This window comes from Streptomyces sp. AM6-12 (genome assembly GCF_044327085.1).
In the GTDB taxonomy this organism is placed as follows: Bacteria; Actinomycetota; Actinomycetes; order Streptomycetales; family Streptomycetaceae; genus Streptomyces.
This window is the reverse complement of record NZ_JBIQWN010000001.1, coordinates 4,842,517-4,868,397: the sequence shown is the minus strand read 5'-3', so window position 1 is coordinate 4,868,397 and position 25,881 is coordinate 4,842,517. Positions and strand designations below refer to the sequence as shown.

Here is a 25,881-nt window from a genome sequence, read left to right as displayed (position 1 = left end):
GCCCCTCAGCTGCCCTTGAGGTGCCTCATCAGCCGGTCGAAGTCCGCCCATCCCGACAGGTCCGAGGGGTTGCCCGGCAAGGGGTAGTACAACGCCGGGCGGCGCTTCGGGCCCAGCTCGCGCGGCTGCCGGGGCAGCGGGGTGCGCCGGGCCCGGTCGCCGGGCATCTCCCGCACCTCGTCGGCGCCGAGCACGAAGGCGTAGGGGACGCCGGGCCCCTCGAAGCGCGGCGGCACGGACAGATCACGGCGGGCCCGGCGGACCTGGACCAGCATCGACTGGAGGTCGTGCCGGGTGGCGAGGACCTCGGCCGCCCGGACCACGGCGGTCTCCGCCGGAAGTTCCTCGTCCGGCCCGTAGCCGAACGCCAGCGTGACGTCCTCCTCCACCCCGCCCTCGGTCCGGCTGATCCGGACCGTCGCGAGTGCGGGTCGCTCGGGGCTGCCGACGGCCACCAGCCAGGTCGGCCGGGGCGCCCGCTCGTACGCCACGTCCGTCAGCGCCCGCGGCGACCACGGCAGGTTGACGGGCTCCTCGGTGCCCCAGCCGGCCGGCGGCTCGCCGGTCAGTTCACGCCATACGGCCGCCAGGGCGCCGCCGAGCACGAGCCGTTCGTCCGCCGGGTGCACGGCCCGGAAGGACACGGCCAGCTGGCGTTCGCCGTCGTCCGCGGACGCGGGGGCGAACGCCTTCGCCATCGGAGTGCGGGGGTCCTCCGGGGTCGCCTCCGGGTCCGGGGACGGGACCGGCGCGAACATGCCGTCGTGCCAGTGCAGTACGGCTCCGGACAGGCCGTCGTAGTAGCCGTCCCGCTCGTCCTGCACGACCCAGCGCGAGGGCCAGCCCGGCAGGCTGTTGCGGACCGCCGGGGAGAGCCGGGTACCGGCGGGGGTGACGATCTGGAGGCCGAGTCCGGCGTCGGCGACGGCCCGGAAGGCGTCCGAGAGCCAGGCGGTCATCGCGACCACCGGGCGGTCCTGGATCACCACGGCGACTTTGTCGGTGAGCACGTCCACGGCGGGCTGCGCCGCGGCCGGGGCCGGCACCGCGCGGATCCCGTCCGTCCTCACCACGGCCAGCGAGCGCGCCGCCTCCCTCGGCCAGGCGGTGCCGCCGACCAGGGTGGCGATCCGGGCCGCGAAGGTCCCGGCGAGTTCCTCGGCCTGCTTGACCCCGGTGGTGGCGCGGGCCTCCGTCCACCAGTACGGCGGCTCCGGCTCGCTCGCCCCGAGCAGCCGCCGTGCCTCTCCCCTGACCTGCACCAGCAGAGGTGCCTCGACGGAGACCAGGGGGCGGCCCTGGGGGTCGCAGAGCCGCACCACCGCGCCGTCCCCCGCCGCGCCGGCCAGTACGTCCGGGCCGCCGGCGAGCAGGGCCGCGAGCACGCTGAGCGGGTCGGGCATCTTCCTGGTGAGAGCGACGACGTCCTTCGTCATGGTCTTCCCGTCCCTGCCTGTTCTACCTGTCGCCCGCGTACACGGTCTGGATCAGCCGGTTCGGTTCGCCCCTGCGGACCAGGACGCCCCGGCCGGGCGGCTGCTGGCCGGCGTACACACCGGGGAACAGCTGCCCCTCGCCGCGGTCGCCCGCCATCACCAGCGCCGAGGCGCCGGACTCGCGCAGGCTTTGCAGCAACGGCTCGTACAGGCCGCGGGAGGCGCCGGCCACCCGGCGGGTGAGGACGAAGTGCAGCCCGATGTCCTGGGCCGAGGGGATGTACGGCAGGAAGGGCGCGAGCGGCTGCTGGCCCGCGGTGGTGAGCACGTCGTAGTCGTCGACCAGGATCACGATCCGGGGGCCCGAGCCCCAGCTGCCCGGTTCCAGGTCCGCGCCGTCCGCGCTCTCGTCGGGCATCCGCTTCTCCAGTTCGGTGGCGATGCCCGCGGACAGGGCCGCGCTCAGCTTGGCGTTGTAGGCGTAGCCGCCCCGGTACTCCTCCGGGATGGCGCCGCGCAGCCCGCGCCGCGGGTCCATCACGCCGAAGACCAGTTCCTCCTCGCCGTAGCGCTCGATCAGGCCCCCGGCGACGGCCTTGAGCAGGTTGGTCTTGCCGCACTCGCTGTCGCCCATGATCAGCAGGTGCTGGTCGTGCCGGAACAGGTCGAGCAGGACCGGCGCCAGCCGGGTCTGGTCCAGGCCGATCGGGACCCGGTGCGGTTCGGCCACCGGGCCGGGCAGCAGATGGGGCTCCAGGAGGTGCGGCAGCACCCGGACCGGCTGGGCGGTCTCGCCGGTCCAGGTGGCGCGGATCGTACGGGCCGTGCGCTCCAGGACCGCGCCGAGGTCGGCGATGTCGGCGATGCCGTCGGTGCGGGGCAGGGCGACCTGGGCGAAGAGCTTGCCGTCGGTGAGGACGCGGCCCTTCTCCTCGGGCGCGAGGGTCTGGGCGAGCCTGCGCTCGATGCTGGACTCGCCCGGGTCGTTCAGCCGCAGCTCCACGCGGGTGCCGAACTGGGACTGGGCGGCGATGCGCACGTCGTTCCAGCGGAGCATGCCGGCGACCACGTGGATGCCGTAGCCGCTGCCGCGCTTGAGGATGTCGCCGACCGCGTCGTCGAGTTCCTCGAAGTCGTCGCGCAGGGCGCCGAAGCCGTCGATGAGCAGCACGATCTCGGTGGAGGCCAGTTCGGGCACGCGCCCGGCCGCGCGCAGGGTCCGCAGCTGTTCCAGGGAGTCCACGTGGTGCAGCCGGAACAGTTCCTCGCGCTGGTCCAGCATGCCGCGCACGGAGTCGATGGTGCGGGCGCAGCGCTCCCGGTCGGCCCGGCCCGCGACCCCGCCCACGTGGGGCAGGACGGACAGCGCCTGGAGGCCGCCGCCGACCAGGTCGAGGCCGTAGACGCCGACCTCCTGCGGGGTGTGGGTGAGCGCCAGGGACAGGGCGAGGGTGCGCAGCAGAGTGGTCTTGCCGGACTGGGGGCCGCCGATGACCGCCGCGTGGCCGCCTGCCACCGTGAGGTCCAGGTACCACTGGCCCTGCCACTGGCGGGTCGGGTCGTCCAGGATGCCCAGCGGCACCTGGAGCGGGCCCCGGCGCCGGGACAGCTGCATGCCGCGGGCGCCCACCTCGACGGGTCCCGCCACCTGGTCGAGGGCGATGGCCTCGGGCAGCGGGGGCAGCCAGATCTGGCGCACGGCAGGGGCGCCGGAGTCCTCGATCTGCCGGACCATGACGCCCATCTCGGTCGGCCCGGTCTCCCGGCGCCGCATCTGCGGTTCCTCGGGCCCGGTGTCCTCCTCCTGGCCCAGGATGTTGTACGCCGGGTACTCCAGGGCGAGCGGCCCGGTGTCCCCGGTCTCCCGCTGGACGGGGCCGCGGTAGCCGCCGGAGACGTAGCCCGCCTTGAACCGCTCGTAGTGGCTGGTGTCGACCTTGAGGTAACCGAAGCCGGGCAGCGGCGGCAGGTGGAAGGCGTCCGTGGTGTCGAGGACGGTACGGGACTCGTCGGCGGAGAAGGTGCGCAGGCCGAGCCGGTACGACAGATACGTGTCCAGGCCCTTGAGCTTGCCGCCCTCGATGCGCTGGCTGGACAGCAGCAGGTGGACACCGATGGAGCGGCCGATGCGGCCGATGGACAGGAACAGGTCGATGAAGTCCGGCTTGGCGGTGAGCAGTTCACCGAACTCGTCGATCACCACGAACAGGTGGGGAAGCGGGTCGAGGTCGGGGCGGCGCTCGGCGCGCAGGGCGGCGTAGTGGCCGATGTCCGCGACGTTGCCCGCCTCCTTGAGGACCTGCTGGCGCCGCTTGACCTCGCCGGCCAGCGAGGCGTGGACGCGTTCGACCAGGCCGGCCTGGTTCTCCAGGTTGGTGATCACACCGGCCACGTGCGGGAGGTCCGCGAAGGGAGCGAAGGTGGCGCCGCCCTTGTAGTCGACGAGGACCAGCGCGAGGTCCTCCGGCGGGTGGGTGGCGACCAGTGCGAGGACGAGGGTGCGCAGCAGCTCGGACTTGCCGGAGCCGGTGGCGCCGACGCACAGTCCGTGCGGGCCCATGCCCAGCTCGGAGGACTCCTTGAGGTCGAGGAGCACGGGCTCGTGGCCGTCGCCGACGCCGATCGGGACGCGCAGGAAGGCGCGTTCGCCGCGCGGCGCCCACAGCCGGTCCAGGTCGAGCCGGGCGACGTCCTCGATGCCGAGCAGCTCCGCGAAGTCGACCGGGCCGGTCAGCGGGGCGTCGACCAGGGACTCCGCGGACAGCCGCAGCGGGGCGAGCATCCGGGCCAGCCCCTCGGCGAGCGCGGTGCCGGCCTCGTCCACCGTGCCGCTGGAGCTGACCGGCTCGTCCGCGCGCAGGTCCTCGATGAGGATGCGGGCCCCGTCGACGGTGATCCGCACCCCGACGCTGCCCGGTTCCCGCACCCGTTCGTCGAGCAGGTGCAGCACGGTGACCCCCATCTCCCGCAGCCCGACCGCGTCGTCGGGGGGCGGCAGCTCCACGGCGTCCTCGCCGTGCGCGTCGGCGACGACGAGGAGCCGGGAGGTCATGGCGAGGGCGTCCTTGCCGGACAGGCCGCGGCGCACCTCGGCCGCGTAGGAGGCGCGGCGGCGCAGCTCGGCGCCGAGCTGCCGGGCGAGCTGGGGCAGCGAGGGCGCGATCCGGCGGGCGGCGACCGGGCCGTCGTACTGCTCGGTGTCCAGCAGGTGCGGCAGCCACTTGGCCCACTCCCAGTCGGCCAGCCGGTCGCCGGGGGCCGCGACGGCGAGGGCCACGTCGTCCGGGGCGTGGGCGGCGGCGGTCTGGAGGAACAGCGCGCGGGCGACGCGCAGGGTGTCCTCGCGCGGGCCGATGACGCTGACGTTGCCGACGCGGTCGAGCGGGACGGTGAGCGGCAGCTCGGAGCCGGTGCCGAAGCGGGCGGTCAGCGCGGAGGCCTCGTTGAGCATGAACCGGTCGGGCGGGGTGAGCACGGAGGAACCCTGCTGGGCGATCTTCAGATCGCGCACCGGCATCTGTCCGGTGCCGACCCGCACCCGCAGGAAGTCCCCGTCCGTGCGGCGCCGTTCCCACAGCCGGGCGGGGTCGCGCACGATGTCGTAGAGGGCGTCCGGCGGCGGGTCGAGCACCTGGGCGCTCTCGCGCCGCTCGCGTTCCTCGCCGGCCAGCTGTTCGCGCAGTTCCTCCAGGTAGGCGAGGTATGCCTCGCGCTGGGTGCGGCGGGTGCGCTGGGCCTTGCCGCGCTGCGAGAAGGCCATGGCGAGGGAGCCGGTCAGGGTGACGACGAGGATGATCGCGCCGAGCCCGGCGAACTGGCTGTTGCGTACGACGGTCATCATCACGACGGACGACATGACGCCGGCGATGGGCAGCAGCGAGTGCAGCACCGAACCGGCCTTGCCCTCGGGCAGGTTGGGCGGCGCCTCTATGGTGCGCGGCTCGGGCGGGGCCGGCGGCCGGGTGGTGCGCGCCGGGCGGTGGATCAGTCGGGTGCTCATCTTCGTTGCCTCGTCCTCGGGTTCCTCGGTCCCTTCCTGTCGGGCGGTCAGCGCTGTTTCTGGGAGAGCCGGAAGACCTCGGCGGCGAGCCGGGTGACGGCGTCGCGGGTGGCGCGGGCGAGGAGCCCGGTGTGGATGGTGCCGCCGGCCGCGAGATGGCGGTCGTAGGGCAGGGCCGCCACGGTGACTCCGGCCGCGGTCAGTTCTTCGGTGGCCTTGCGCAGGTCGAGGCCGGGGTGCGGGGCGGTCTCGGTGAGGACGACGACGGTGGAGGCGAGCACGTGCCGGGGCAGGTTGCGCATCCACTCCAGGACGGCGCGGGTGCTGGCGATGCCCTCCAGGGTCGCGGGCACGGTGAGCACGCGGGCCTGTGCCGCGGCCAGCGCGGTGCGGGCGACCTCGGCGGGCAGGGTCTCGCAGTCGACGACGGTCACCCCGAAGTAGCGGCGCAGCGAGACCATGACCCGTTCGTACGCCCTGGTGTCGAGCATGGCGCCGACCTGGCCCTGGCTGCCGGGCAGCAGCCAGGCGTTGCCGGGGAGCTGGACCAGGTAGCCGGTGACGTCGAGCAGCGACATCTGGGGTTCCACCAGGGCGGCGAGGTCGCCGGTGGTCCAGCGCAGCGCCTGGGCGCCGAGCCGGAGCGGCAGCGTGCCGAGCGCCGGGTCGGCCTCGACGACGAGCACCGGGTCCTGGCGGTAGTGGGCGTAGGTGGTGCCGAGGAGCGCGGTGACGGTCGTCTTGCCGCAGCCGCCGCGGATGGACGTCACCGCGATCTGGCGGCCGGTGGTGACGGCCTGCTGGAGCACCTCGGCGGTCGCGGCGGCACCGGCGACCTCGCGGGCCGCGGAGGAGGAGACGGTACGGCGTACGGCGCGCAGGGCGCGGGTGCCGAAGGGTTCGCCCCGGCGCGGCTTGAGCGCGGTGGCCGCGAGCTGTTTGTCGAGCACGGGCCGGGAGTCGGGGGTGATGCGCGGCGCGGCGGGGGCGCCCGGTGGGGCCGGGGGGCGCGGCTGCTGCTGGTGCTGGTGCTGAGGGTGGTGCGGCTGCGGGGGGTGGTACGGCTGCTGTGGCCGGCTGTGCGCCGGGGCCGTGGCGCCCGGTCCCGGCTGCCCGGGTGCGGGCTGCTGCGGGGTGCCGCCTCTCAGCTCGCGCAGCACGTCGCCCTGCCAGTTGTCCCCGTTCGGCATGTCGCCCTTCACTCCCGCCCTGGCCTCAGAATTTGTCGAGCAGTTGCCCGTAGATGCCGAACGCGCCGACGGCGAGCGGGAAAAGCCCGATCAGGCCGGCGGACTCGATCAGGTCCCCGATCCGCCGCAGCCGCACCCGCACATGCTCCGCCGGCTGGGCCACGAGGGCCAGCAGCGGGAGCGCCCCGGCGGCGCACAGCAGCACCAGCGGGCCGGCCCCGCCCGCGTGGGCCGCCCATTGCGCCGCGAGCCGTACGACGAGCAGCGCGGCCGCGCCGAACAGCGCCACCACCTCGGCGACCAGCGGGAAGGCACGGGCCCGGCAGAGCAGGACGACGGCGGTGAGCGAGGTGAGGGTCGCCGTCCACACGGTCGGCCGCCCGGCCGCGGTCAGCAGCCAGCCCCCGGCGGCGGCCGAGGCGACGGTGGCGACGGTGGCCAGCGCGAGCCCGCGGTGGGTCGCGGCGAGCGCGTTGGCGACCTGGTGGCGGCTGACCGACGCGCCCGCGGAGCGCCGGTCGTCGAGTCCGGTGAGCCCGGAGGCCATCAGCGCGAGCCGGGGCAGCAGTCCGAGCAGGACGACGGAGAACACGGCCATCACCGCGCCGAGCCGGTCCGGCCGGTCCTGTACGGCGGCGGCCGCCTCCCACACCAGGGTGATACCGGCGCCCGCGCCCGCGCCGATGAGCGCGCCGCGGCCGAACGGGGAGGAGTAGGCGAGCAGCACGAGGGTGAGCACCAACGCGGCGGCGACCCCGGCCAGCCGGGCGGGGCCCGACCAGCCGTGGGCGTCGGCGGCGGTCCAGGCCGCGAGCACCCCGAGTCCCCCGGCGGCGAACAGCAGCGCGGTGGCGAGCCCCCGGTTGCCGGCGCCGATCCGGGCGACGAGCGCGCCGGTCGCCAGGAAGACGACGGTGACGGCGGCGAGCGCGAGGGCGACGGAGTCGAGCGCGAACTCGCGCCGCGCCAGCAGGGCCGCGGCGACGGCGAACAGGACGCTGGCCACCCCGGCACTGACCCGGCGGGCGGCGGGCCGCCAGCGCCAGGCGCGCAGGTCGAGGTCGTCGGCGACCTGGTCGGTGACGTCGTGCACGACCGGGGCGGGCGGCGCGGCGTGGGCGCGCACCAGCTGGAGCACGGCGCCGTCGGGCACGTCGGCCGAGGCCAGCGTGGCCTCGTGCGGCAGCACCGAGCCGTCGGAGGTGACCAGTTGCCGGGTCATGGGCCGGGCGGCGGCCCGGTCGTCGAGCAACTGGAGTATGTCGGGCAGCAGTTGGCCGATCGGGGTGTCCGACGGCAGGACGAGGTCGGCCCGCCGGCGTTCACCGACCAGCGTGACCCGGCTCAGTTGGGTCCGGGACGTCGTTGCTGTGCTCACCACTCACCGGAACCTATCATCGCGAAATGGGGGCCGAGGGGGTTGAGGACGGCGGTGCGGAGGGGGTGCCGTACAGCTGTTGCTGCTGCTGTTGTTGCTGCTGCTTCTGCTTCGCCAGGGTGGCCTGGAGGAAGGACCAACCGACGCAGCCGGCGCACAGGACGGCCGCGAGGGCGATGCCCGCGAACACCTTGCCGAGCCGTTCGTCGGTGGAGCGCCGGGCGCGCTGCGCGCCGAACAGCAGGGCGTCGCGCAGCCGGCGTCGGCGCACCGCCACCGACTCCAGCAGTTGGCTGTCGTAGTCCCGTGCCATTGAGTTGGTCCCCCGTGCCTGTGTTCTCTGCGGTCGGTGGTCGGTCAGTCGGCGGCGGTGGTGGTGGGGGCGGACGCGGCGCCGTCGGCGGTGGCCTCGGTGGTGAGCCCGAGGTACTCGCGCATGGCGGCGTACTTCGCGGTCAGCCGCCGCGCGGTGGGCTCGTCCAGGGCGGCCAGCCGGCGCGGGTCGGCGTTGTGCGCGAGGTCGGCCGCCTTGACCAGCCGCGCGCCCGGCGTGGCCAGGATCCGCTCCGCGTACGCCCGCAGCTCCTCGCCCGGCCGCTTGGTCACGGCCCGTACGACGTCCTTCGTGCGCTGGGCGAGCGGGGCCGCCGCCAGCCATTCCTCGCCGAGCACTCCGTCCTCGACCGCGTCGTGCAGCCAGGCGGCGGCGATCAGCTCGGCACCGCCACCGCGGGCCCGTACGCCCTCGGCGACGGCCCGCAGATGCTCGGTGTAGGGGCGTCCGGCCTTGTCCCGCTGTCCGGCGTGCGCGGCGCGCGCGACGGCCTCGACCTCGGCGAGCGTCATGCCCGGCGCTTCGGACAGCCCGTCGTCCGGCATACAGGGTCCCCCTCACTTTGCCCGTGCAAGATAGAACACGAACGCGCGGGTGGCACAGCCGGGTCGACCGGTTTCGCGGACGCAACCGGGAGGCCTCCACGGAACCGGCATACCCGGGGCGCCGAGGCGTATGCGGCATCCCACGGGGGAGGCCCTCCGGTACGGGTGGGCCAGGTACGGGCGTCGGCCACACCGACTCCATAGCCGTCAGGGGCTCGACCTACCCTATGACCTGGATGCCCAGTGCCGAGAGGAGCGCGGAACAGACGGGGCAGGGTTCCGTCGGCCTCCCGTGGTCCGGGTTTCCCGGTTCACGAATCATGCGCGATATCAACGCGGCGCCCTCGAAGTGCGCGGCAGCCTCACGCATCGTGGTGGTCCGGCCGTCTGTCCGCTCGGCGTCCAACTGCCAGAACTGGTCCGACACCAGCGCCATCTCGGCACAACGCCCTGTATAGGATCTCCGTTCGTCCTGAGACAGCGACTCAACGAAGCCACGAACAGCGGGGTGCAGATTGAGTTGCCCGGATCCGATGACGCTCGTGTGACTCAGGACCGTCCCATTGACCAGGAGCGAAGAGGCCACGGCGGGGAACTGATCAGACAAAATAGTCCTCCACGTCGGGATCCGGCAATCCCTTCAAGAATCGCGAAAATGCGTCGAATTCATTCTCCCCCAGATAATATCCCCCTGTGTGGTGGAGGTGAAAGAAGCGGCCCTTCTCATCCACCAGCAGAATTCCGGACTCCGAGGCCTCATATCCCACAGGAAACAGCGCTGTGCCGAGCCCTCCGGCCACTTCCATGATGGCGGCGGCGTCCCCGTCATAGCCCACGGTCGGGTCCATCACCCATGCCATACCCGGCGTATTCGGCTGGGGAAGCCTGAGCTTGCCGTATGCGTGGATGACCTGGAGAGCTGGTTGGACCGGAGTCAGCGGCACACCTTGCCGCTCGGAGTCCCGCACACGCACTCCGGCCAGCTCGTCGGCCTCTGCCCCGATGTCACGGCCAGGGAACCAGCCGTTTGCGACGAGCCAGTCGCCTACTTCTTGTGTCGGCTGCTCCAAAGTCATGTGCCGATCCATTCTCCAAGCCAAAGTTTCAGTGAGCTACGTGTATACCCAGTTGAGGCAGCACGTGTTTGCATGTTTCACAGGGCGCCAGAAATTCTCCATGTTGTCGTACCAGCTCACCGGTCTTGCGGTCGACAAGATCACCGATTTGACGGGTGTGCATCACGCCCCCCTCAAGCAGTTTTCTCGCTTCGGAGACGGTCTGGATGTTTTCCCCAGTCGGGTCCAACTGATGCAGGCGGTCACTGATGAGGGAAATTTCGGCGCACTTTCCGTGCCCCAGCCCGGCCTTCCGTCCGGAAGCCACCGCATCACTCTGAATCTTTTCCAGTATACCTGCCAATACCTTATGCGTATGTGGCAGCTTCTGCCCGTGCATCTTCGTTGTACTGCTATGCGCCGTCACTACATTGTCGTGCAGCAAACTACCCGCACAGCCAGAATCAAGGTGGTTCGTGCCAGGCTCTGCCGCTCCACCGGGCGCGTTGCGAGCGTCGTCCGCCAGCGCGGCCGACTCTTCCTTGAGCACGACGAGCTGCTCGTTCCGCGGCAAGTGGGAAAGATCCAGGGCCGGGCGGCGGTAGTGCCGCATGTTGTCCGCGCTCTGCCCGTGCCAGTCCGGTTGCGGTTCCAGGGGAGTGCCTTGCGGGTGCACCTCCGAAGAGTGGGCGCCGGGGAAACCAGAGTCGCTGGAGCCGCCTCCGCCGACCTCACCGTGGTGGCCCACGTCAGTTACATGGTGCTCATGAGAGGGACTGACGACGCCATCATGGTGGCCCCCGTGGCCCTCGTGCTGCCCGTGTTCGTGTCCGCCTGCGTCCCCGTGGTCCGCATGGCCGGACACAGACTGATGATGGGCGGAAATTTCCGAACCATGATCATGAGCTGTGCCGCTTGGTACGTGGCGCCCGCTTCCGTCCGGTGAATGTTCCCCGGCGCTGCTCCCGTGGGCGTCGCCAACTCGACCACCTGGCAAGTCGTCACTCGCATGAACCGCCGGGATGCTGTCACCGCCTGCATGAACCGCCGGGCTCGCCGGGACGCGATCGCCGAGGTCGTGGCCGGTGCTGTCGCCGAGTTTGATGTGTTCGCCGGCCTGTTCCGCGCCGTGGGTGCCCGCGCCGGTCAGGGCTGGTTGTCTGGCCGGGGACGGGGTGTGGGGAAGGTCCGAGCCGGTGGTGGGTCGGTGGGTGATGTCCGGGGGGCCGCCGTCGTGGTGCATCAGGACGTCGCCCTTGTGGTCCACGATGTTGCCGTGTTCGTCGGCGAACAGCGGGGGCGTGCCTTCGGGGGTGTGCAGGGGGTCCGTGCCCGCCGGGTGCAAAGGTGCGTCGTGCGGCAACCGGACGTTACCGTCGGGGAGGTGGACCGCGCCCTTCGGGAGTGATGCGCCCTCGGGGAGGCGGACCGTGCCGTCGGGGAGGTGGACGGTTCCGCGGGGCAGGGTGATCGCGTCGTCGGGGAGCTTGGGGATGTCGATCTTCCCGGCGCCCTTGAGGGCCTTGCCGATATCGCCGATCTTCGACAGACCGGCGCCCGCGCCCTTCATGACATACGTCATCGGGTCGATGACCTTGCCGGCCTTGCCCGCGAACGAGATCGCCTTCGCGACCGCGCCCGCCTTTCCCGCGCCCTCGGCCGCCGCCCCCGCACCATCGGTGAACACCGCGGTCACAACGTTGAACGTGACCGCACCGGCCGCACGGGCCGGGTTCTTGCCCCACTCGTCCCACGCCAGCAGCGCCTTGCCGGTCTGCTTCATCGTGTTGCGCGACTCACGCAGCCACGACGGCATGTACCTGTCCGGCGTCGCCCAGAACGCCGCCGCCAGCACCGGATTGCTCATGAACGCCAGCCCCGTGGCCAGCTGCGCCAGCCCCTTCCAGGCCGTCTTCATCGCATCCCAGCCATCCACCCCGACCAGGGTGCCCAAGCCCTTGACGGTGCCCCAGATGCCGTCCACCACCAGGCCGTCCCACACGAACGACTTCACCCAGTGCCCGACGTCGTACCAGTGGTGCTTCTGCTCCACCGGATCACCCCACGGCAACCCCTTCGCGCCCTCGAGATCGGCCGCGCTGTAGCCGTACATGTTCTTCTTGCCGCTGCCGTCACCGGCGATCATCTGCGTGCCGTGCCACAACGCCGTGATCTTGTTGTGGCAGGTCCGCTCCGCCGCCCAGAACGCCGCCACCGCCGCCGTGACGTCATCACGGAGCTGGTTGTTCTTCCTGACCTTGTCCTCGTCGTACTGCCAGTCGTCGTCACCCCCGACCGAGTCGACGAACGCCTGCGCATCGTGCTTGAGCTGCCTCAGCTTCTCCACCAGCGGCCGGATCTCCGCCGCGTACCCCGACAGCGCCGACGCCACCGTCTCCAGATCCGACCCGAACGCGTCCGCACGATCCGCCACCGGCTTCGTCGACGCGAACAACTGCTCCGCCTCCGGAGCCCGGTAATACGCCGACAGCCCCTGGAACTGCGCGTGCACATCCGCACCCGTGGAACGGACCTGCCCCGCGTCCTTTTTCAGCGCCGCGTAATCCTTCTCCAACTGCTCCAGATCACCGGTGAACTCCGGAATCTCCTCCGGCCTGATCACGCCCCGCCCACCCCCGGCATCCGCACACCCGGCGCCGACGCCTCCCGCTGCGCACGCGCCGCCATCACCTCGTCCCCGTCCAGATAGGCCGTCGTCGCATCCACCGCACCCCGCAACGACTTACCCGCCCGCGCCGCGATGAACTGCAGATCCCTCGTGGCATGCTCCGCATACTGCGACAACGCCAGCGCCACCAGACCACCCGGCGCCCCACCACCCGAACCGCCCGAGCCGTCGGCGGAGATCGTGCCCGCGCTCGACGCCGCCGACTGAAGATGCGCCCCGAAATCCTTCGCCTGCGTCTCCAGACTCGACGCCGTCTTCCCCGTCACCGACAGCACCTGACCGATGCCCTGCGGACGCAGATCCCAGCCCGTCATAGCAACCCCCCGTGAACCAGCCATCCGGTCAACCGATGTTGTCCACCGCCGACTTCGCCCTCGCCAGCGTCGCATGCGCCGTCGAGTCGTTCTTCTCCATCGTCGTCTTCAGCAGATGGATGATGTTCCGCACTTCCTGCGACGCACTGTTCCAGCGCTGCTCCTTGCCGTGGTACTCATCCGCCACACCATCCGCCGTGAAGTCCGCCATCGCCTTCTTCACCTGCTTGTCCCGCGCCGCGATCACCGACTCCAACTGAGCGATCACCCCCGCCAGATTCCCCTGCACATCCGCCGACGCACCCGTGTCGTACGACCGACGATCCGCACCAGAACCCGCCATCACACACCACTCCCCGTGAACGAACCGGACATCCCGAAGAACTCAGCGGCCCGAGAACCGCGCCGCGTCGAAATTGGCCGCACCCATCTGCGCCCTCGCGTTCTCGCCCTGCTCCTGATCACCCGAGCCGAACGCGCCCTCCATTCCCGACTGACCGCCCAGGATCGCCGACAACGAACCGTTCAACTCCTTCGTGATCCCGTCCGCACGCGCCTTGAACTGATCGAACGCCGTACGCCCCGCGCCGTTGAACTTCCCCTCCAACGGCTCCGCCGCCTGCACCAACAGCCGGATCAGCGTGCCCAGATCCTGACTCGACCCCCGCGACTCACGCATCAGCGTCGACAACGTCTGCGCACCCATGTCGAACTTCATGTCGCCTCCCCCGGACGCACTCCCACGGCACCCGCCGCCCTGTCACATACCGCATCCGATTATGAACTCCCGGACCCGAGGGGGGCGAGCCCAGGGGGCGGGCTGTCACAGGATCAGCGAACTTCCGTGACAAAGGCTCAGGGGGACGTCTGCCCGGTCGGCGTCTGCCGGCAGATCAGCAGCAGCGCCCGGTCGTCGTTGACGTCCTTGGCGACGGCCTCGATGAGGTGCCAGGCGGCGCCGTGGAAGCCGCCGGCGACATAGCGGTCGGCCTCGCCGGTGAGGCGGTCGATGCCTTCCACGATGTCCCGGTCGGAGGTCTCCACCAGCCCGTCGGTGAACAGCATCAGGACGTCGCCGGGGCGCAGCGAGCCCTTGACGGAGTCGAAGTGGGCGCCGTCGTAGACCCCGAGGAGCGGCCCCTCGGCGGACTTCTCCTCCCAGCGGCCGCTGCCCGCGCTGAGCTGGAGGCCCGGCGGATGACCCGCGGAGTACAGCTCGTAGTCCCCGGAGTCGAGGTCCAGGACGAGGTGGATGGAGGTGGCGAAGCCCTCCTCCCAGTCCTGGCGCAGCAGATAGCCGTTGGCGGCGGGCAGGAAGGCGTGCGGGGGCAGGGAGCCGAGCAGTCCGCCGAACGCGCCGGACAGCAGCAGGGCGCGGGAGCCGGCGTCCATGCCCTTGCCGGAGACGTCGGTGAGGACGACCTCCAGGGTGCGGCCGCCGTTGGTGCGGGCGGCCACCACGAAGTCGCCCGAGAAGGACTGGCCGCCGGCGGGGCGCAGCGCCATCTCGTGGTGCCAGCCCTGGGGCAGCTTGGGCAGGGTGGACTGCACCCGGATCCGCTCGCGCAGGTCGAACAGCATGGTGCCGCCGCGCCGCCAGGGCACGCCGACGCGGCTGCGGAACTGGGCGGTGAGCAGGCCGAAGAAGCCGCAGGCGGCCACCACCAAGACGACGCCCGGTGTGACGCGGGAGGGGCCTTCGGTGTACGGGCCCAGGCGTACCGACTCCACGATCAGCGCGGTGGCCGCGGCCGCGTACAGGCCGAGCAGGCTGGCCGGGCGCAGCAGCAGCCCGCCGGCCACGATCGGCAGGACCAGCAGGGCCGGGGAGCACCACACGGAGTCGAACAGGGTCATGGCCGCGAAAAGCGGGACGGTGAGCAGCAGGCCGGCGAAGGCGATCCAGTCGGGGCCGTCGCCGCGGAAGTAGTCGACGGCGCTTCTGCGCAGCCCGACGCGGGCCCGGTGCCACTGCATCTTCCACCGGGCCGTGAGCGTGTCGGCCTTCGCGCGCCTGTCTCGTCCTGCTGCCATTAGTTCGGGACCCTATCCATCGCACCGGCCGCTTGGCACGGGAGGTCCTGCTTGTCCCCCGTGCGGGGCGCGGGTTCACAGGTTCGCTCAGGCACCTGAATTCCGTAAACCCACCCGAAGGAGTGTCAGTGCTGCTGGCAGGTGGGGCACCAGAAGAGGTTGCGGGCGGCGAGACCGGCGGTGCGGATGTGGTCGCCGCAGATGTGGCAGGGCTGGGTGGCGCGGCGGTAGACGTAGACCTCGCCGCCGTGGTCGTCCACGCGGGGCGGGCGGCCCATGGCCTCGGGGGTGTGTTCCGGTCGTACCGTGTCGATCCGGTTGTGGCGGACGCCCTCGCGCATCAGGGCGACGAGGTCGCTCCAGAGGGCGTCCCACTCGGCGGGGGTGAGGTCGCGGCCCGCGCGGTAGGGGTCGATGCCGTGGCGGAAGAGGACTTCGGCGCGGTAGACGTTGCCGACGCCGGCCACGATCTTCTGGTCCATGAGCAGGGCGGCGATCGTCGTACGGCTGCGGCTGATCTTCCGGTACGCGGCCGCCGGGTCGGCGTCCTCGCGGAGCGGGTCGGGGCCGAGGCGGGAGTGGACGGCGCGCTTCTCGTCCCCGGTGATCAGGGCGCAGGTGGTGGGGCCGCGCAGATCGACGTACGACAGGTCGTTCGCGAGCCGGAGCCGGACGGTGTCGGTGGGCGGGGGTGCGGGGGCGTCGCCGAAGCCGACCTTGCCGAACAGGCCGAGGTGGATGTGGACCCAGTCGGTGTCCCGGAAGCGCAGGAAGAGGTGTTTGCCGTGGGCCTCGGTGGCGGTCAGCTCGGCGCGGTCCAGCAGGGCGGCGGCGTCGGAGAACTTGCCCTGGGGGCTGGTGACGCGGGGGGCGGTGCCCTGGAAGCGGGCGGCGTAGTCCTGCGCCAACCGGTGAATCGTGTGCCCTTCCGGCAAGGCGGGCCGTCCTTTCCTGTCCTTTTCCGTGCCGCCCACCCGTCCGTCTCGCCCGGCCGGAGGGCGCCCCTCACCCCCTCAGCCTAGGCGCGCCTCGCCCGCCCCTACGCGCGGCGCCCACCCGTCGCCGAGCGGGTCGGCGAGGGGTGGGCGCGGGGAAGAGAAGGGAGGGTTACTGCTGGGGGTGGTGGGCGGGGACCGGGGGGAGGTCGCCCGTGGTCTCGTACGCGGTCAGCATGTCGATGCGGCGGATGTGGCGCTCGTCACCGGAGAACGGCGTGGCGAGGAACGTCTCGACGAACTTGGTCGCCTCCTCGGTGCTGTGCATGCGCGCGCCGACGGCCACCACGTTGGCGTTGTTGTGCTGGCGGCCCAGCGACGCCGTCTCCTCGCTCCACGCCAGCGCGGCGCGCACACCCTTCACCTTGTTCGCGGCGATCTGCTCCCCGTTGCCGGAGCCGCCGATCACGATGCCGAGGGCGTCGGGGTCGGCGGCCGTGCGCTCGGCGGCGCGCAGGCAGAAGGGCGGGTAGTCGTCCTGGGCGTCGTAGATGTGCGGCCCGCAGTCGACGGGCTCGTGCCCCGCCGCCTTGAGCCACTCGACGAGGTGGTTCTTGAGTTCGAAGCCCGCATGGTCGGAGCCGAGGTACACGCGCATGACACGAGTGTGACACGCCGGAATCGGGGCAGCAGCCGGGGGTCCACGGCATCCGGAGGGCGTCCGTCAAGGCGTCCGGGGGTGAGTCATGCGACACCGGGAGACCTACGGATTTCGTCGTCAAATGTGAGCAGGACCATAGAACCTCAAGGGAACCTCAAGTAACAATCCGGATTCAGAGGTTCCCGAATTCGTTCGCCTCGGATTCACTGGACCGACTCGTACACCGCTCGTACGAATCCCGTACCGGACCCCACACGGCACCCCGTTTTCCGTACGGGAACCCCCGCTCAACAGGCGCAAAGGAATCCGTCCATGACCCCTCCTGGTTCCGGACTTCAAGCAGGCCTCAAGAACCGGCACCTGACGATGATCGCCATCGGTGGTGTGATCGGCGCCGGGCTGTTCGTCGGCTCCAGCTCCGGCATCGCCGCGGCCGGACCGGGCATTCTGCTGTCCTACGCCCTCGTCGGCACCCTCGTCGTCCTCGTGATGCGCATGCTGGGCGAGATGTCCGCCGCCAACCCGTCCTCCGGCTCCTTCTCGGAGCACGCCGACCGCGCGCTCGGCCGCTGGGCCGGTTTCTCCATCGGCTGGCTGTACTGGTTCTTCTGGGTCGTCGTGCTCGCCGTCGAGGGAACGGCGGGCGCGAAGATCCTGGCCGGCTGGGTACCGGCGGTGCCGCAGTGGGGCTGGGCGCTCATCGTGATGCTGGTGCTGACCGCGTCGAACCTCGTCTCCGTCGGTTCCTACGGCGAGTTCGAGTTCTGGTTCGCCGGCATCAAGGTCGTGGCGATCGGCGCGTTCATCGTCGTCGGCCTGCTCGCGATCTTCGGTGTGCTGCCGGGCGCGCACACCGACAAGGCGTCCTTCGCGAACCTCACCAGTCACGGCGGGTTCCTGCCACACGGTCCGGGCGCGATCCTCACCGGTGTGCTGCTGGTCGTCTTCTCCTTCATGGGCAGCGAGATCGCCACCCTGGCCGCCGGCGAGTCGGAGGACCCGCAGCGCGCGGTCACCAAGGCCACCAACAGCATCATCTGGCGTATCGGCGTCTTCTACCTGGGCTCGATCCTCGTCGTGGTCACGCTGCTGCCGTGGAACGACGCGTCGCTGGTGAAGCAGGGCTCGTACGTCGCCGCGCTGAACTCCCTCGGCATCGCGCACGCCGGCCAGATCATGAACGTCATCGTGCTGACCGCGGTGCTGTCCTGTCTCAACTCCGGCCTCTACACGGCCTCCCGCATGGCCTTCTCGCTGGGCCAGCGCGGTGACGCGCCGAAGGCGTTCGCCCGTACCACCTCGCGCGGTGTGCCGATGTGGGCGATCCTCGCGTCGGTCGTCTTCGGCTTCGTGGCGGTCTTCTTCAACTACGAGTTCCCGGACACCGTCTTCCTCTTCCTGGTCAACTCCAGCGGCGCGGTGGCGCTGTTCGTGTGGCTGGTCATCTGCTTCTCGCAGCTGCGGATGCGCCGGATCATCCAGCGCGAGGCGCCGGAGAAGCTCGTCGTGCGGATGTGGCTGTACCCGTACCTGACCTGGGCGGCGGCCGCGGTGATCGTGGCGGTCCTGGTGTACATGCTGTTCGACACCGCGCACGACGGCCGCGAGACCGTGCTGCTGTCGCTGCTCGTCGCGGCGATCGTGGTGGCGATCTCCTTCATCAAGCAGAGGGTCACGGGCGACCGTCCGGCCCCGGCCGCCGAGGCCGCGGTGGACAAGGTCTCCATCGGCTGACCCACCGCTCGGGACGTACGACGGCCGCGGGGCCTGACGGATTCCGTCAGGCCCCGCGGCCGTCGTGGTGTGCCGGTCGGTGACTAGCGCTTGCCCGCGAACTTCCACGCGGTGGGCAGCAGCCCCATCGCGAGGGCGGCCTTGAGGGCGTCGCCGATCAGGAACGGGACGAGGCCGGCGGCGACCGCCTGGCCGAGGGAGAGGTGGGCGGCCAGGGCCAGGTAGGGCACGCCGACGGCGTAGATGACGGCGGAGCCGAGGATCATCGTGCCCGCCGTGCGCAGCGGGGAGCGGTCGGCACCGCGGCGGGCGAGGGCGCCCACGACGGCGGAGGCCAGCAGCATGCCGAGGACGTAGCCGAAGGAGACCGCGCCGGTGCCGGAGTCGCCCTCCGCGAACCACGGCACGCCGACCATGCCGGCCAGCGTGTACAGGGCGAGGGAGAGGAAGCCGCGGCGGGCGCCGAGGGCGGTGCCCACCAGCAGCGCGGCGAAGGTCTGGCCGGTCACCGGCACCGGGGAGCCGGGCACGGGCACCGAGAGCTGGGCGGCGAGCCCGGTGAGCGCGGCACCGCCGAGCACGAGGGCGGCGTCGCGGGCGCGGGAGGCGGGCAGCAGGTCGGCGAGGACGGCACCCGGACGGGCGCTGACGGTGGCGGTGCTCATGGGGACTCCGCGGGGAGAAGGGGACAGGTGGGAACATCGCGACGCTATACCGGCGCCCCGAACGCGATCACCGTCAGCGCTCGACAAAGGGTTGATCGGCAGCTTGGTGGGCTCTGTACAAAAGTACGGTTCACACCGGGTACGGCGTGACGGTGGTCACTGAGGTGGGGTGCTCCGGCAGACTCCGGGAGTCGGCGGCGGGTCTGTAGGGATCCACCAAAGAGGGTGTGGCCCCTGGTGTGCCGGCCCCGGTCGTCTCGGTCGGTGGGCGCGGGGTGGGCAGGGGGTGGGGGCTTTGCTAGCTTCGGCGGCATGGTTGCCCAGGCCCGGTATTTCACGTCGCGTCGCTACGTCGACCTGCGACGGCAGGGCACGGCCACCTGTCGCCGCCCGGGATAGGGGCGGGCTTCTTCCTGGCGCCGCCCCGTCCTTTCCGGTCTTCCGACGCACCGGCTCCCGAGGACGGTTCTCCATGCCCCGCAGCGCGGCCTCCACCCTTGTCTCCCCCGTACCGCGCGCCGCCGACCGCGACCGGCGGCGCACCAGTGCCAGCGTCGTGCTGCGCTCCGTGCTGGAGCACGGGCCGGTGGCGCGCAGTACGGTGGCGCGGCTGACCGGCCTGTCGCCCGCGTCGGTGACCGAGCACTGTGCGCGGCTCGCCGGGCTCGGGCTGATCCGGGAGGCGCCGGTACCGCGCCGCTCGCGCGGGGTGGGCCGGCCGCATGTGCCGGTGGAGCTGGACGACGCCCGGTTCGTGGTGGGCGGGGTGCACGTGGCGGTGCCGTACACCACGGTGGCGCTGCTGGACCTGCGCGGCCGGGTGCTGGCCCGGCGCGAGCTGAAGCACGAAGGGACCGATCCCGCGCGGGTGCTGGCGCGGGCCGCCGAGGGGATCGCCGCGCTGCTCGCGCAAGCGCCGGGGCGCCGCCCGCTGGGGGTCGGGGTCGCCGTCGGCGGCTGGGTGGACCGGGCGACGGGCACCGTGGTGGAGCACGAGCTGCTGGGCTGGCGGGAGGTGCCGGTACGGGACCTGCTCGCCGCCCGTACCGGTCTGCCGGTCGAAGTGGACGGGCACGCACGGGCGCTGGTGAACGGGGAGCGGCTGTTCGGGCGGGCCCGCGGCAGCCGGAGCGTGCTGCATCTATTCGTGGGCAATGTGGTCGACGCCGCGTTCGCCACCCATGACGAGGTGCACCACGGCCCCCGGTCCGCGGCCGGTGCCATCGCGCATCTGCCGGTGCCGGGCGGCACCGAGCCGTGCCCGTGCGGGCGTACCGGATGCCTCCAGGTGGAGCTGGGCGAAAGGACGTTGTGCCGCAGGGCGCGGGCGGCCGGGGTCACCGACTCGGCCAACCCGATGCACGTGGTGGCCGCGGCGGCGGGCGGGGACGCGGTGGCCCGGCGGCTGCTGGTGGAGCGGGCACGGGCGACGGGACGGGCGGCTGCGCTGCTGCTCGATGTGCTCAACCCGGAGACGGTCGTGGTCACCGAGGTGGGGGTCATCCACTTCGAGGAATGCCTCGACGCGCTGCGGGAGTCGGCCGGGAATTCCCGGTCCGCGGCGGTGCTGCCGACGAGTTTCCCCGATTCCGTGCTGGCGGTCGCGGGCGGTTCCGTGCTGCTCGACGCATTGTTCCGGGATCCGCTGGGCGCCTCACCTGAGGGTATTTAATTCAGAAACTCGGAATGTTGACATGGGCCGCTCATGGCCTGGAACATGCTGGTCATGAGCCCCTTCACGAGCTGTCGATCCGGTCGTCACGCCTTCTGTTGCTGACGTTTTGCCGTGCGTGAAGCGCATGTTGCCGTGAATTTCCCAGGGCTTCTCCGTATTTCCCCCGCGTTTCTCCGTGTTTCTTTGTGTTTCCGTTGGCCGGTTTTTTTCGCCGACCGGCTCTCTCCGGGAGACCTGCCATGCACCGTCGCCTCTTCCTCACCTCCCTGCTGGGCGCGTCCGCCGCCGTCGCCGGACTCGACGGCTGCGCCAAGGGCGTGGCCACCGCCGATACCGGCGGCGCCGCCGCCACCCGGCCCCTCGCGGCCAGGGTCCCCGCCGGGACCAGCCTGAAGATCACCTCGTACCAGGGCGTGGAGCAACTCCAGTTCAGACTGGGGAAGTTCCCGCCACTGCCGTTCACCGTGTCCGACTGGGTGAACCTCGGCGCCGGGCCCGATGTCATCAACGCCTTCCGCGCCAGGTCCCTGGACGTCGCCGACAACGCGGGCATCCCGCCGATCCAGGCGCAGTTCCAGGGCCTCGCGGCGAAGATCGTGGCGATCGAGCTGACCCGCAAGCCGAACTACCTGTTCGCGACCCGGCCCGGCAGCGACATCCACACCGTGGCCGACTTCAAGGGCAAGCGGCTCGCCTTCTCGCAGGGGCAGGCGCAGGGCGTGGTGCTGCTGCGGGCCCTGAAGAAGGCGGGCCTCGCGTACGACGACGCCAGGCTGGTGCCGCTGACCAGCAACCAGTTCCTGACCGCCCTGCAGTCCGGCCAGGTGGACGTGGCCCCGCTCGCCAACAGCCAGGCGCCCGCCTACCTCGAGCAGTACGCGGCGAAGGGCGCCCGCACCGTCACCACCGACGTGGTCGACCTGCTCAATCTGCTCTGGGCGCCGCAGGCCACGCTGAACGACCCCGCGAAGGCCGCCGCGATCGCCGCGTACATCCCGCAGTGGGCCAGGGGCCAGGTGTGGCAGTACGAGCATCCCAACCAGTGGAACGAGGAGTTCTACGTCAAGACGCAGAACCTGACCCTGGCGCAGGCCAAGTCCATCACCGCGCTCGCCAACAAGCCATTTTTCCCGCCCAGTTGGGACGAGGCGATCAAATGGGAGCAGGAGACCGCCGATCTGCTCGCCGAGGGCGGCTTCGTGAAGAAGACCGATGTGTCGGACCTGTTCGACCACCGCTTCGAGGCGATCGCCGCGCGGGCCGTACCCGAGGAGTACCGGAGGTGACCGCCGTGACGACCACGACGGCCGCCGCGCCCACCGCCGCGTCCGCGGAGCTGCCCCCGGTCCGCCGGCGGCGCCGCCTCTCCCCCGGTCGCCGGCTGCCCGCCGCCCGGCTGGCCGGACCCCTGCTGGTGCTGGCCGGCTGGGCGATCGCCTCGGCGGCCGGGCAGCTCGACCCGGCCGCGATCCCGGCACCCTGGACGGTGCTGCGCACCCTCGGTCACCTGTGGACCGACGGCACGCTGCCCACCGATGTGCTCACCTCGCTGCGCCGGGCCGCCTACGGCTTCGCGATCGGGCTGACCGCCGGGGTGCTGCTGGCGCTGGTGTCCGGGCTCAGCCGCACCGGGGAGGCGCTGATCGACGGGACCGTGCAGCTCAACCGGGCGATCCCGACCCTCGGCCTGATCCCGCTGTTCATCCTGTGGCTGGGCATCGGGGAGACCTTCAAGATCGCCATCATCGCGATCGTCGTCTACATCCCGGTCTACCTCAACACACACGCCGCGCTGGCCGGCATCGACAGCCGCTATGTCGAACTCGCCGAGGCGCAGGGCCTGTCGAGGCTCGGCTTCGTCCGGCAGGTGGTGATTCCGGGGGCGCTGCCCGGCTTCTTCGTCGGGCTGCGGCTCGGGGTGACCGGTTCCTGGCTGGGCCTGGTGGTCCTGGAGCAGATCAACGCCACCAGCGGACTGGGCTACCTGATGTTCCAGGCGCAGAACTACGGCCGTACCGACACCATCCTCGTCGGCCTGCTGATCTACGGCGTCTTCGGCCTGGTCTCCGACAGCGCGGTCCGTCTGATCGAACGGAGGGTGCTGTCATGGCGCCGCACACTGAGCAGCTGACCCGGCCCGCCACCGCCGTCCGACTGCGCTCCCTGCACCGCTCGTTCGGGGACCGGACGATCCTCGACGGCATCGATCTCGAACTGCCCGCCGGACAGTTCACGGCGCTGCTCGGGCACTCGGGATCCGGGAAGTCCACCCTGCTGCGGGCCGTCGCCGGGCTCGATCACGGGGTGGCCGGGTCCGGGCAGGTCGCGGCCCCCCGGCAGGTCTCGGTGGTGTTCCAGGACTCCCGGCTGCTGCCCTGGCGCCGGGTGCTGGACAACGTGCTGCTGGGCCTGGACGGGCAGGACGCGGCACAGCGCGGCCGGGCCGCCCTCGCGGAGGTCGGTCTCGAAGGGCGGGAGCGGGCCTGGCCGGGCGAGCTGTCCGGCGGCGAGGCACAGCGCGCCGCGCTCGCCCGGGCCCTGGTGCGCGAGCCCGGACTGCTGCTGGCCGACGAGCCGTTCGGGGCGCTGGACGCGCTGACCCGGATCCGGATGCACCGGCTGCTGCGCGAGCTGTGGGAGCGCCACCGGCCCTCCGTGCTGCTCGTCACCCATGACGTGGACGAGGCGATCGTGCTCGCCGACCGGGTCCTCGTCCTGGAGCGGGGCCGTATCGGCCTCGATCTGACCATCGACCGTCCCCACCCGCGCTCCTACCGGGAGCCGGTCCTGGGCGAGTACCGGGAGCGGCTGCTCGCCGCCCTCGGTGTCACGGAGGACCACCGATGACCACCCGCCGGCTCCACCTGAACGCGTTCCTGATGAGCACCGGCCACCACGAGGCGTCCTGGCGGCTCCCGGAGAGCGATCCGTACGCACACGTCGACCTGCGGCACTACATACGGCTCGCGCAGACCGCCGAACGGGGCACCTTCGACAGCCTGTTCCTCGCCGACAGCCCCCAGTTGTGGAACAACCTCGGACAGCGCCCGGCCGGCGCCCTGGAGCCGCTGACCCTGCTGACCGCGCTGGCGACGGCCACCGAGCACATCGGCCTGATCGCCACCGCCTCCACCTCCTACAACTCCCCCTACAACCTGGCCCGCAGATTCGCCTCGCTGGACATCGTCAGTGGTGGCCGGGCGGGCTGGAACATCGTCACCACCGCGGGCGCCGAGGCGGCCCGCAACTTCGGGCTCGACCACGAGCCCGCGCACGCCGAACGGTACGCGCGCGCCGCCGAGTTCCTCGATGTGGCGCTGAAGCTGTGGGACAGCTGGGAGGACGACACGATCGTCGCCGACAAGGCGGCCGGCGTCTGGGGCGACGACGACAAGATCCACCCGCCCCGGCACGAGGGGCCGTACTTCCGGGTCGCGGGCGCCCTCAACGTGCCGCGCTCCCCGCAGGGTTACCCGCTGCTGGTGCAGGCGGGCTCCTCGGCGGACGGCAAGGCGTTCGCGGCGCGGTACGCGGAGGCGGTGTTCACCGCGCAGCAGACCCTCGCCGACGCGCAGTCCTTCTACGCCGACATCAAAGACCTCACCGGGCGGGCCGGGAGGGACCCCGGACACCTCAAGGTGCTGCCCGGCATCGTGCCCGTACTGGGCTCGACGGAGGCCGAGGCGCGGGCGAACGAGCGGGTCCTGGAGGACCACATCGTGTACGAGCACGGGCTGCGGCGCCTGGAGGGGCTGCTGCAACTCGCGCCCGGCTCCCTGGAGCTGGACAAGCGGCTGCCCGCCGATCTGCCGCCCGAGTCCGCCGTGGAGGGCGCCAGGAGCCGCTACGCGCTCGTGGTGGAGCTGGCCCGGCGCGAGCGGCTCACCGTGCGGCAGCTGATCGGCCGGCTCGGCGGCGGGCGCGGGCACCAGACCTTCGCCGGGACGCCCGAACAGGTCGCCGACCGCATCGAGACCTGGTTCACGCGCGGCGCGGCCGACGGCTTCAACATCATGCCGCCTGTGCTGCCCTCGGGCCTGGACGCCTTCGTGGACCACGTCGTACCGGTCCTGCGCGCCCGCGGCCTGTTCCGCACGGAGTACGGCCCCCGGCGCACCCTGCGCGAGCGCTACGGCCTGCCGCGCCCCGCCAACCAGTACCTCTCCCCCGCCTTCGCCTGACTCCCCCGCCTTCGCCTGGCCCCCCTGCGGACCCGGCACCACCCCTTCGGAAAGGACCACCCCATGTCCCTGGAGATCACCAAGGTCACCGCGCGCATCGGCGCCCGCGTCTCGGGCGTCGACCCCACCCGGCCGCTCACCGAGGAGGAGGTGACCGGCATCCGCGAGGCGCTGAACGTCCACAAGGCGCTGGTCTTCGCCGCCGACGGCCTGGACGACGCGGGCCAGCAGGCCTTCGCCCGGCACTTCGGTGCCCTCACCACCGCCCATCCGACGGTCGGCGCCGTCGAGGGTGCCCCGAACGTGCTGCCCGTGGACAGCGAGCGGGGCCGCGCCAACCACTGGCACACCGACGTCACCTTCGTCCTCAACCCGCCCCAGGCCAGCACCCTGCGCTCGATCACCATCCCGCCGTACGGCGGCGAGACCCTGATCGCCAACGCGGCCGCCGCCTACCGGGACCTGCCCGAGCCGCTGCGCCGCTTCGCCGACACGCTGTGGGCCGAGCACACCAACGACTACGACTACGCCGTGCCGGACGAGGAGATCGACGCGGAGAAGGCCGCCCACCGCGCCCAGTTCACCTCGATCACGTACCGCACCGCCCACCCGGTGGTCCGGGTGCACCCGCTGACCGGGGAGCGCGGGCTGTTCGTCGGCGGGTTCGCCCAGCGGATCGTGGGCCTGTCCACCGGCGAGTCCCGCAAGATCCTGGACCTGCTCCAGGCGTACGTGACCCGGCCCGAGAACATCCTGCGCCACCGCTGGGCGGAGCGGGAGCTGGTCCTGTTCGACAACCGGATCACCCAGCACTACGCAGTCGACAACTACGACGGCCTGCCGCGCCGGCTGCACCGGGTGACCGTCGCCGGTGACGTGCCGGTCGGCGTCGAGGGCAAGGAGAGCTACTCCATCGAGGGCGACGCCTCGCACTACACGCCCGTGGCCACGCCCGCGGACACGGCCGCGCTGGCGTAACCGGAGTCTCACTCTCCGAATGCCGGGTGTCCGGATACTGGGCGGCCGCTCCGTGTGAACGGACAGGTCGCCCAGAC

23 protein-coding genes are annotated in these 25,881 nt (G+C 71.7%); 7 read left to right on the top strand and 16 right to left on the bottom strand.

The features are described from left to right. Positions 1–5: 5 nt before the first annotated feature. From ACE4Q9_RS22075 to ACE4Q9_RS22005, 15 genes are all read right to left on the bottom strand, one after another. A complete protein-coding gene (locus ACE4Q9_RS22075) occupies positions 6–1,436 on the bottom strand; it encodes a DUF6177 family protein (RefSeq protein WP_397985953.1) in 1,431 nt (476 codons plus the stop codon). A 22-nt stretch (positions 1,437–1,458) separates the two neighbouring features. Next, a complete protein-coding gene (eccCa, locus tag ACE4Q9_RS22070; RefSeq protein ID WP_397985952.1) occupies positions 1,459–5,436 on the bottom strand; it encodes a type VII secretion protein EccCa in 3,978 nt (1,325 codons plus the stop codon). 47 nt (positions 5,437–5,483) lie between these two features. Then, positions 5,484–6,626 carry a MinD/ParA family protein gene (locus ACE4Q9_RS22065; RefSeq protein ID WP_397985951.1) on the bottom strand — a complete coding sequence of 381 codons (1,143 nt, stop codon included), beginning with the start codon at positions 6,624–6,626 and terminating at the stop codon, positions 5,484–5,486. A 25-nt stretch (positions 6,627–6,651) separates the two neighbouring features. Continuing rightward, on the bottom strand, positions 6,652–8,007 hold the full coding sequence (eccD, locus tag ACE4Q9_RS22060; protein WP_397985950.1) for a type VII secretion integral membrane protein EccD: 1,356 nt from the start codon (positions 8,005–8,007) through the stop codon (positions 6,652–6,654). Positions 8,008–8,020: 13 nt separating this feature from the next. Continuing rightward, on the bottom strand, positions 8,021–8,317 hold the full coding sequence (locus tag ACE4Q9_RS22055; protein ID WP_397985949.1) for a hypothetical protein: 297 nt from the start codon (positions 8,315–8,317) through the stop codon (positions 8,021–8,023). 44 nt (positions 8,318–8,361) lie between these two features. Further along, positions 8,362–8,883 carry an HD domain-containing protein gene (locus tag ACE4Q9_RS22050; protein ID WP_397985948.1) on the bottom strand — a complete coding sequence of 174 codons (522 nt, stop codon included), beginning with the start codon at positions 8,881–8,883 and terminating at the stop codon, positions 8,362–8,364. A gap of 220 nt (positions 8,884–9,103) precedes the next feature. Further along, positions 9,104–9,469: a YwqJ-related putative deaminase gene (locus ACE4Q9_RS22045; RefSeq protein ID WP_397987295.1), complete on the bottom strand. Its 366-nt coding sequence runs from the start codon at positions 9,467–9,469 to the stop codon at positions 9,104–9,106. Positions 9,470–9,482: 13 nt separating this feature from the next. Next, the gene (locus tag ACE4Q9_RS22040; protein ID WP_397985947.1) at positions 9,483–9,959 is read right to left on the bottom strand and encodes an SUKH-3 domain-containing protein; all 477 of its coding nucleotides are present in this window, start codon (positions 9,957–9,959) and stop codon (positions 9,483–9,485) included. Positions 9,960–9,987: 28 nt separating this feature from the next. Then, a complete protein-coding gene (locus tag ACE4Q9_RS22035; RefSeq protein ID WP_397985946.1) occupies positions 9,988–12,561 on the bottom strand; it encodes a YwqJ-related putative deaminase in 2,574 nt (857 codons plus the stop codon). Next, positions 12,558–12,941, bottom strand: coding sequence for a DUF6507 family protein (locus ACE4Q9_RS22030; protein ID WP_397985945.1), 384 nt, complete (start codon positions 12,939–12,941; stop codon positions 12,558–12,560). The genes ACE4Q9_RS22035 and ACE4Q9_RS22030 overlap by 4 nt, the downstream gene beginning before the upstream one ends. Before the next feature lie 28 nt (positions 12,942–12,969). Continuing rightward, complete coding sequence (locus ACE4Q9_RS22025; protein ID WP_397985944.1) at positions 12,970–13,284, bottom strand: pore-forming ESAT-6 family protein; 315 nt, start codon at positions 13,282–13,284, stop codon at positions 12,970–12,972. 42 nt (positions 13,285–13,326) lie between these two features. After that, positions 13,327–13,659: a hypothetical protein gene (locus ACE4Q9_RS22020; RefSeq protein ID WP_397985943.1), complete on the bottom strand. Its 333-nt coding sequence runs from the start codon at positions 13,657–13,659 to the stop codon at positions 13,327–13,329. Positions 13,660–13,796: 137 nt separating this feature from the next. Further along, the gene (locus tag ACE4Q9_RS22015) at positions 13,797–14,975 is read right to left on the bottom strand and encodes a PP2C family protein-serine/threonine phosphatase (RefSeq protein ID WP_397985942.1); all 1,179 of its coding nucleotides are present in this window, start codon (positions 14,973–14,975) and stop codon (positions 13,797–13,799) included. 125 nt (positions 14,976–15,100) lie between these two features. Next, a complete protein-coding gene (locus ACE4Q9_RS22010) occupies positions 15,101–15,910 on the bottom strand; it encodes an Fpg/Nei family DNA glycosylase (RefSeq protein ID WP_397985941.1) in 810 nt (269 codons plus the stop codon). Between the two features lie 172 nt (positions 15,911–16,082). Continuing rightward, positions 16,083–16,568, bottom strand: coding sequence for a ribose-5-phosphate isomerase (locus tag ACE4Q9_RS22005; protein ID WP_397985940.1), 486 nt, complete (start codon positions 16,566–16,568; stop codon positions 16,083–16,085). Positions 16,569–16,883: 315 nt separating this feature from the next. On the opposite strand from ACE4Q9_RS22005, the gene ACE4Q9_RS22000 reads away from it, so the two are divergent. Continuing rightward, positions 16,884–18,305, top strand: a complete 1,422-nt coding sequence (locus ACE4Q9_RS22000; RefSeq protein WP_397985939.1) for an amino acid permease — start codon at positions 16,884–16,886, stop codon at positions 18,303–18,305. Positions 18,306–18,388: 83 nt separating this feature from the next. On the opposite strand, the gene ACE4Q9_RS21995 is transcribed toward ACE4Q9_RS22000, so the two are convergent. After that, entirely contained in the window at positions 18,389–18,970 is a 582-nt protein-coding gene (locus tag ACE4Q9_RS21995) for a biotin transporter BioY (protein WP_397985938.1), read from the bottom strand. 472 nt (positions 18,971–19,442) lie between these two features. On the opposite strand from ACE4Q9_RS21995, the gene ACE4Q9_RS21990 reads away from it, so the two are divergent. From ACE4Q9_RS21990 to ACE4Q9_RS21965, 6 genes are all read left to right on the top strand, one after another. Continuing rightward, positions 19,443–20,642, top strand: a complete 1,200-nt coding sequence (locus ACE4Q9_RS21990; RefSeq protein ID WP_397985937.1) for an ROK family protein — start codon at positions 19,443–19,445, stop codon at positions 20,640–20,642. Positions 20,643–20,884: 242 nt separating this feature from the next. Beyond that, the gene (locus ACE4Q9_RS21985) at positions 20,885–21,931 is read left to right on the top strand and encodes an ABC transporter substrate-binding protein (protein ID WP_397985936.1); all 1,047 of its coding nucleotides are present in this window, start codon (positions 20,885–20,887) and stop codon (positions 21,929–21,931) included. Continuing rightward, positions 21,928–22,776 (top strand): ABC transporter permease, encoded by an 849-nt coding sequence (locus ACE4Q9_RS21980; RefSeq protein ID WP_397985935.1) that lies wholly within the window; start codon positions 21,928–21,930, stop codon positions 22,774–22,776. The genes ACE4Q9_RS21985 and ACE4Q9_RS21980 overlap by 4 nt, the downstream gene beginning before the upstream one ends. Then, positions 22,752–23,492, top strand: a complete 741-nt coding sequence (locus ACE4Q9_RS21975) for an ABC transporter ATP-binding protein (protein WP_397985934.1) — start codon at positions 22,752–22,754, stop codon at positions 23,490–23,492. Before ACE4Q9_RS21980 ends, ACE4Q9_RS21975 begins: the two co-directional genes overlap by 25 nt. Then, the gene (locus ACE4Q9_RS21970; protein WP_397985933.1) at positions 23,489–24,826 is read left to right on the top strand and encodes an LLM class flavin-dependent oxidoreductase; all 1,338 of its coding nucleotides are present in this window, start codon (positions 23,489–23,491) and stop codon (positions 24,824–24,826) included. The genes ACE4Q9_RS21975 and ACE4Q9_RS21970 overlap by 4 nt, the downstream gene beginning before the upstream one ends. A gap of 63 nt (positions 24,827–24,889) precedes the next feature. Continuing rightward, positions 24,890–25,804 (top strand): TauD/TfdA dioxygenase family protein, encoded by a 915-nt coding sequence (locus ACE4Q9_RS21965; protein ID WP_397985932.1) that lies wholly within the window; start codon positions 24,890–24,892, stop codon positions 25,802–25,804. Positions 25,805–25,881: the final 77 nt, after the last annotated feature.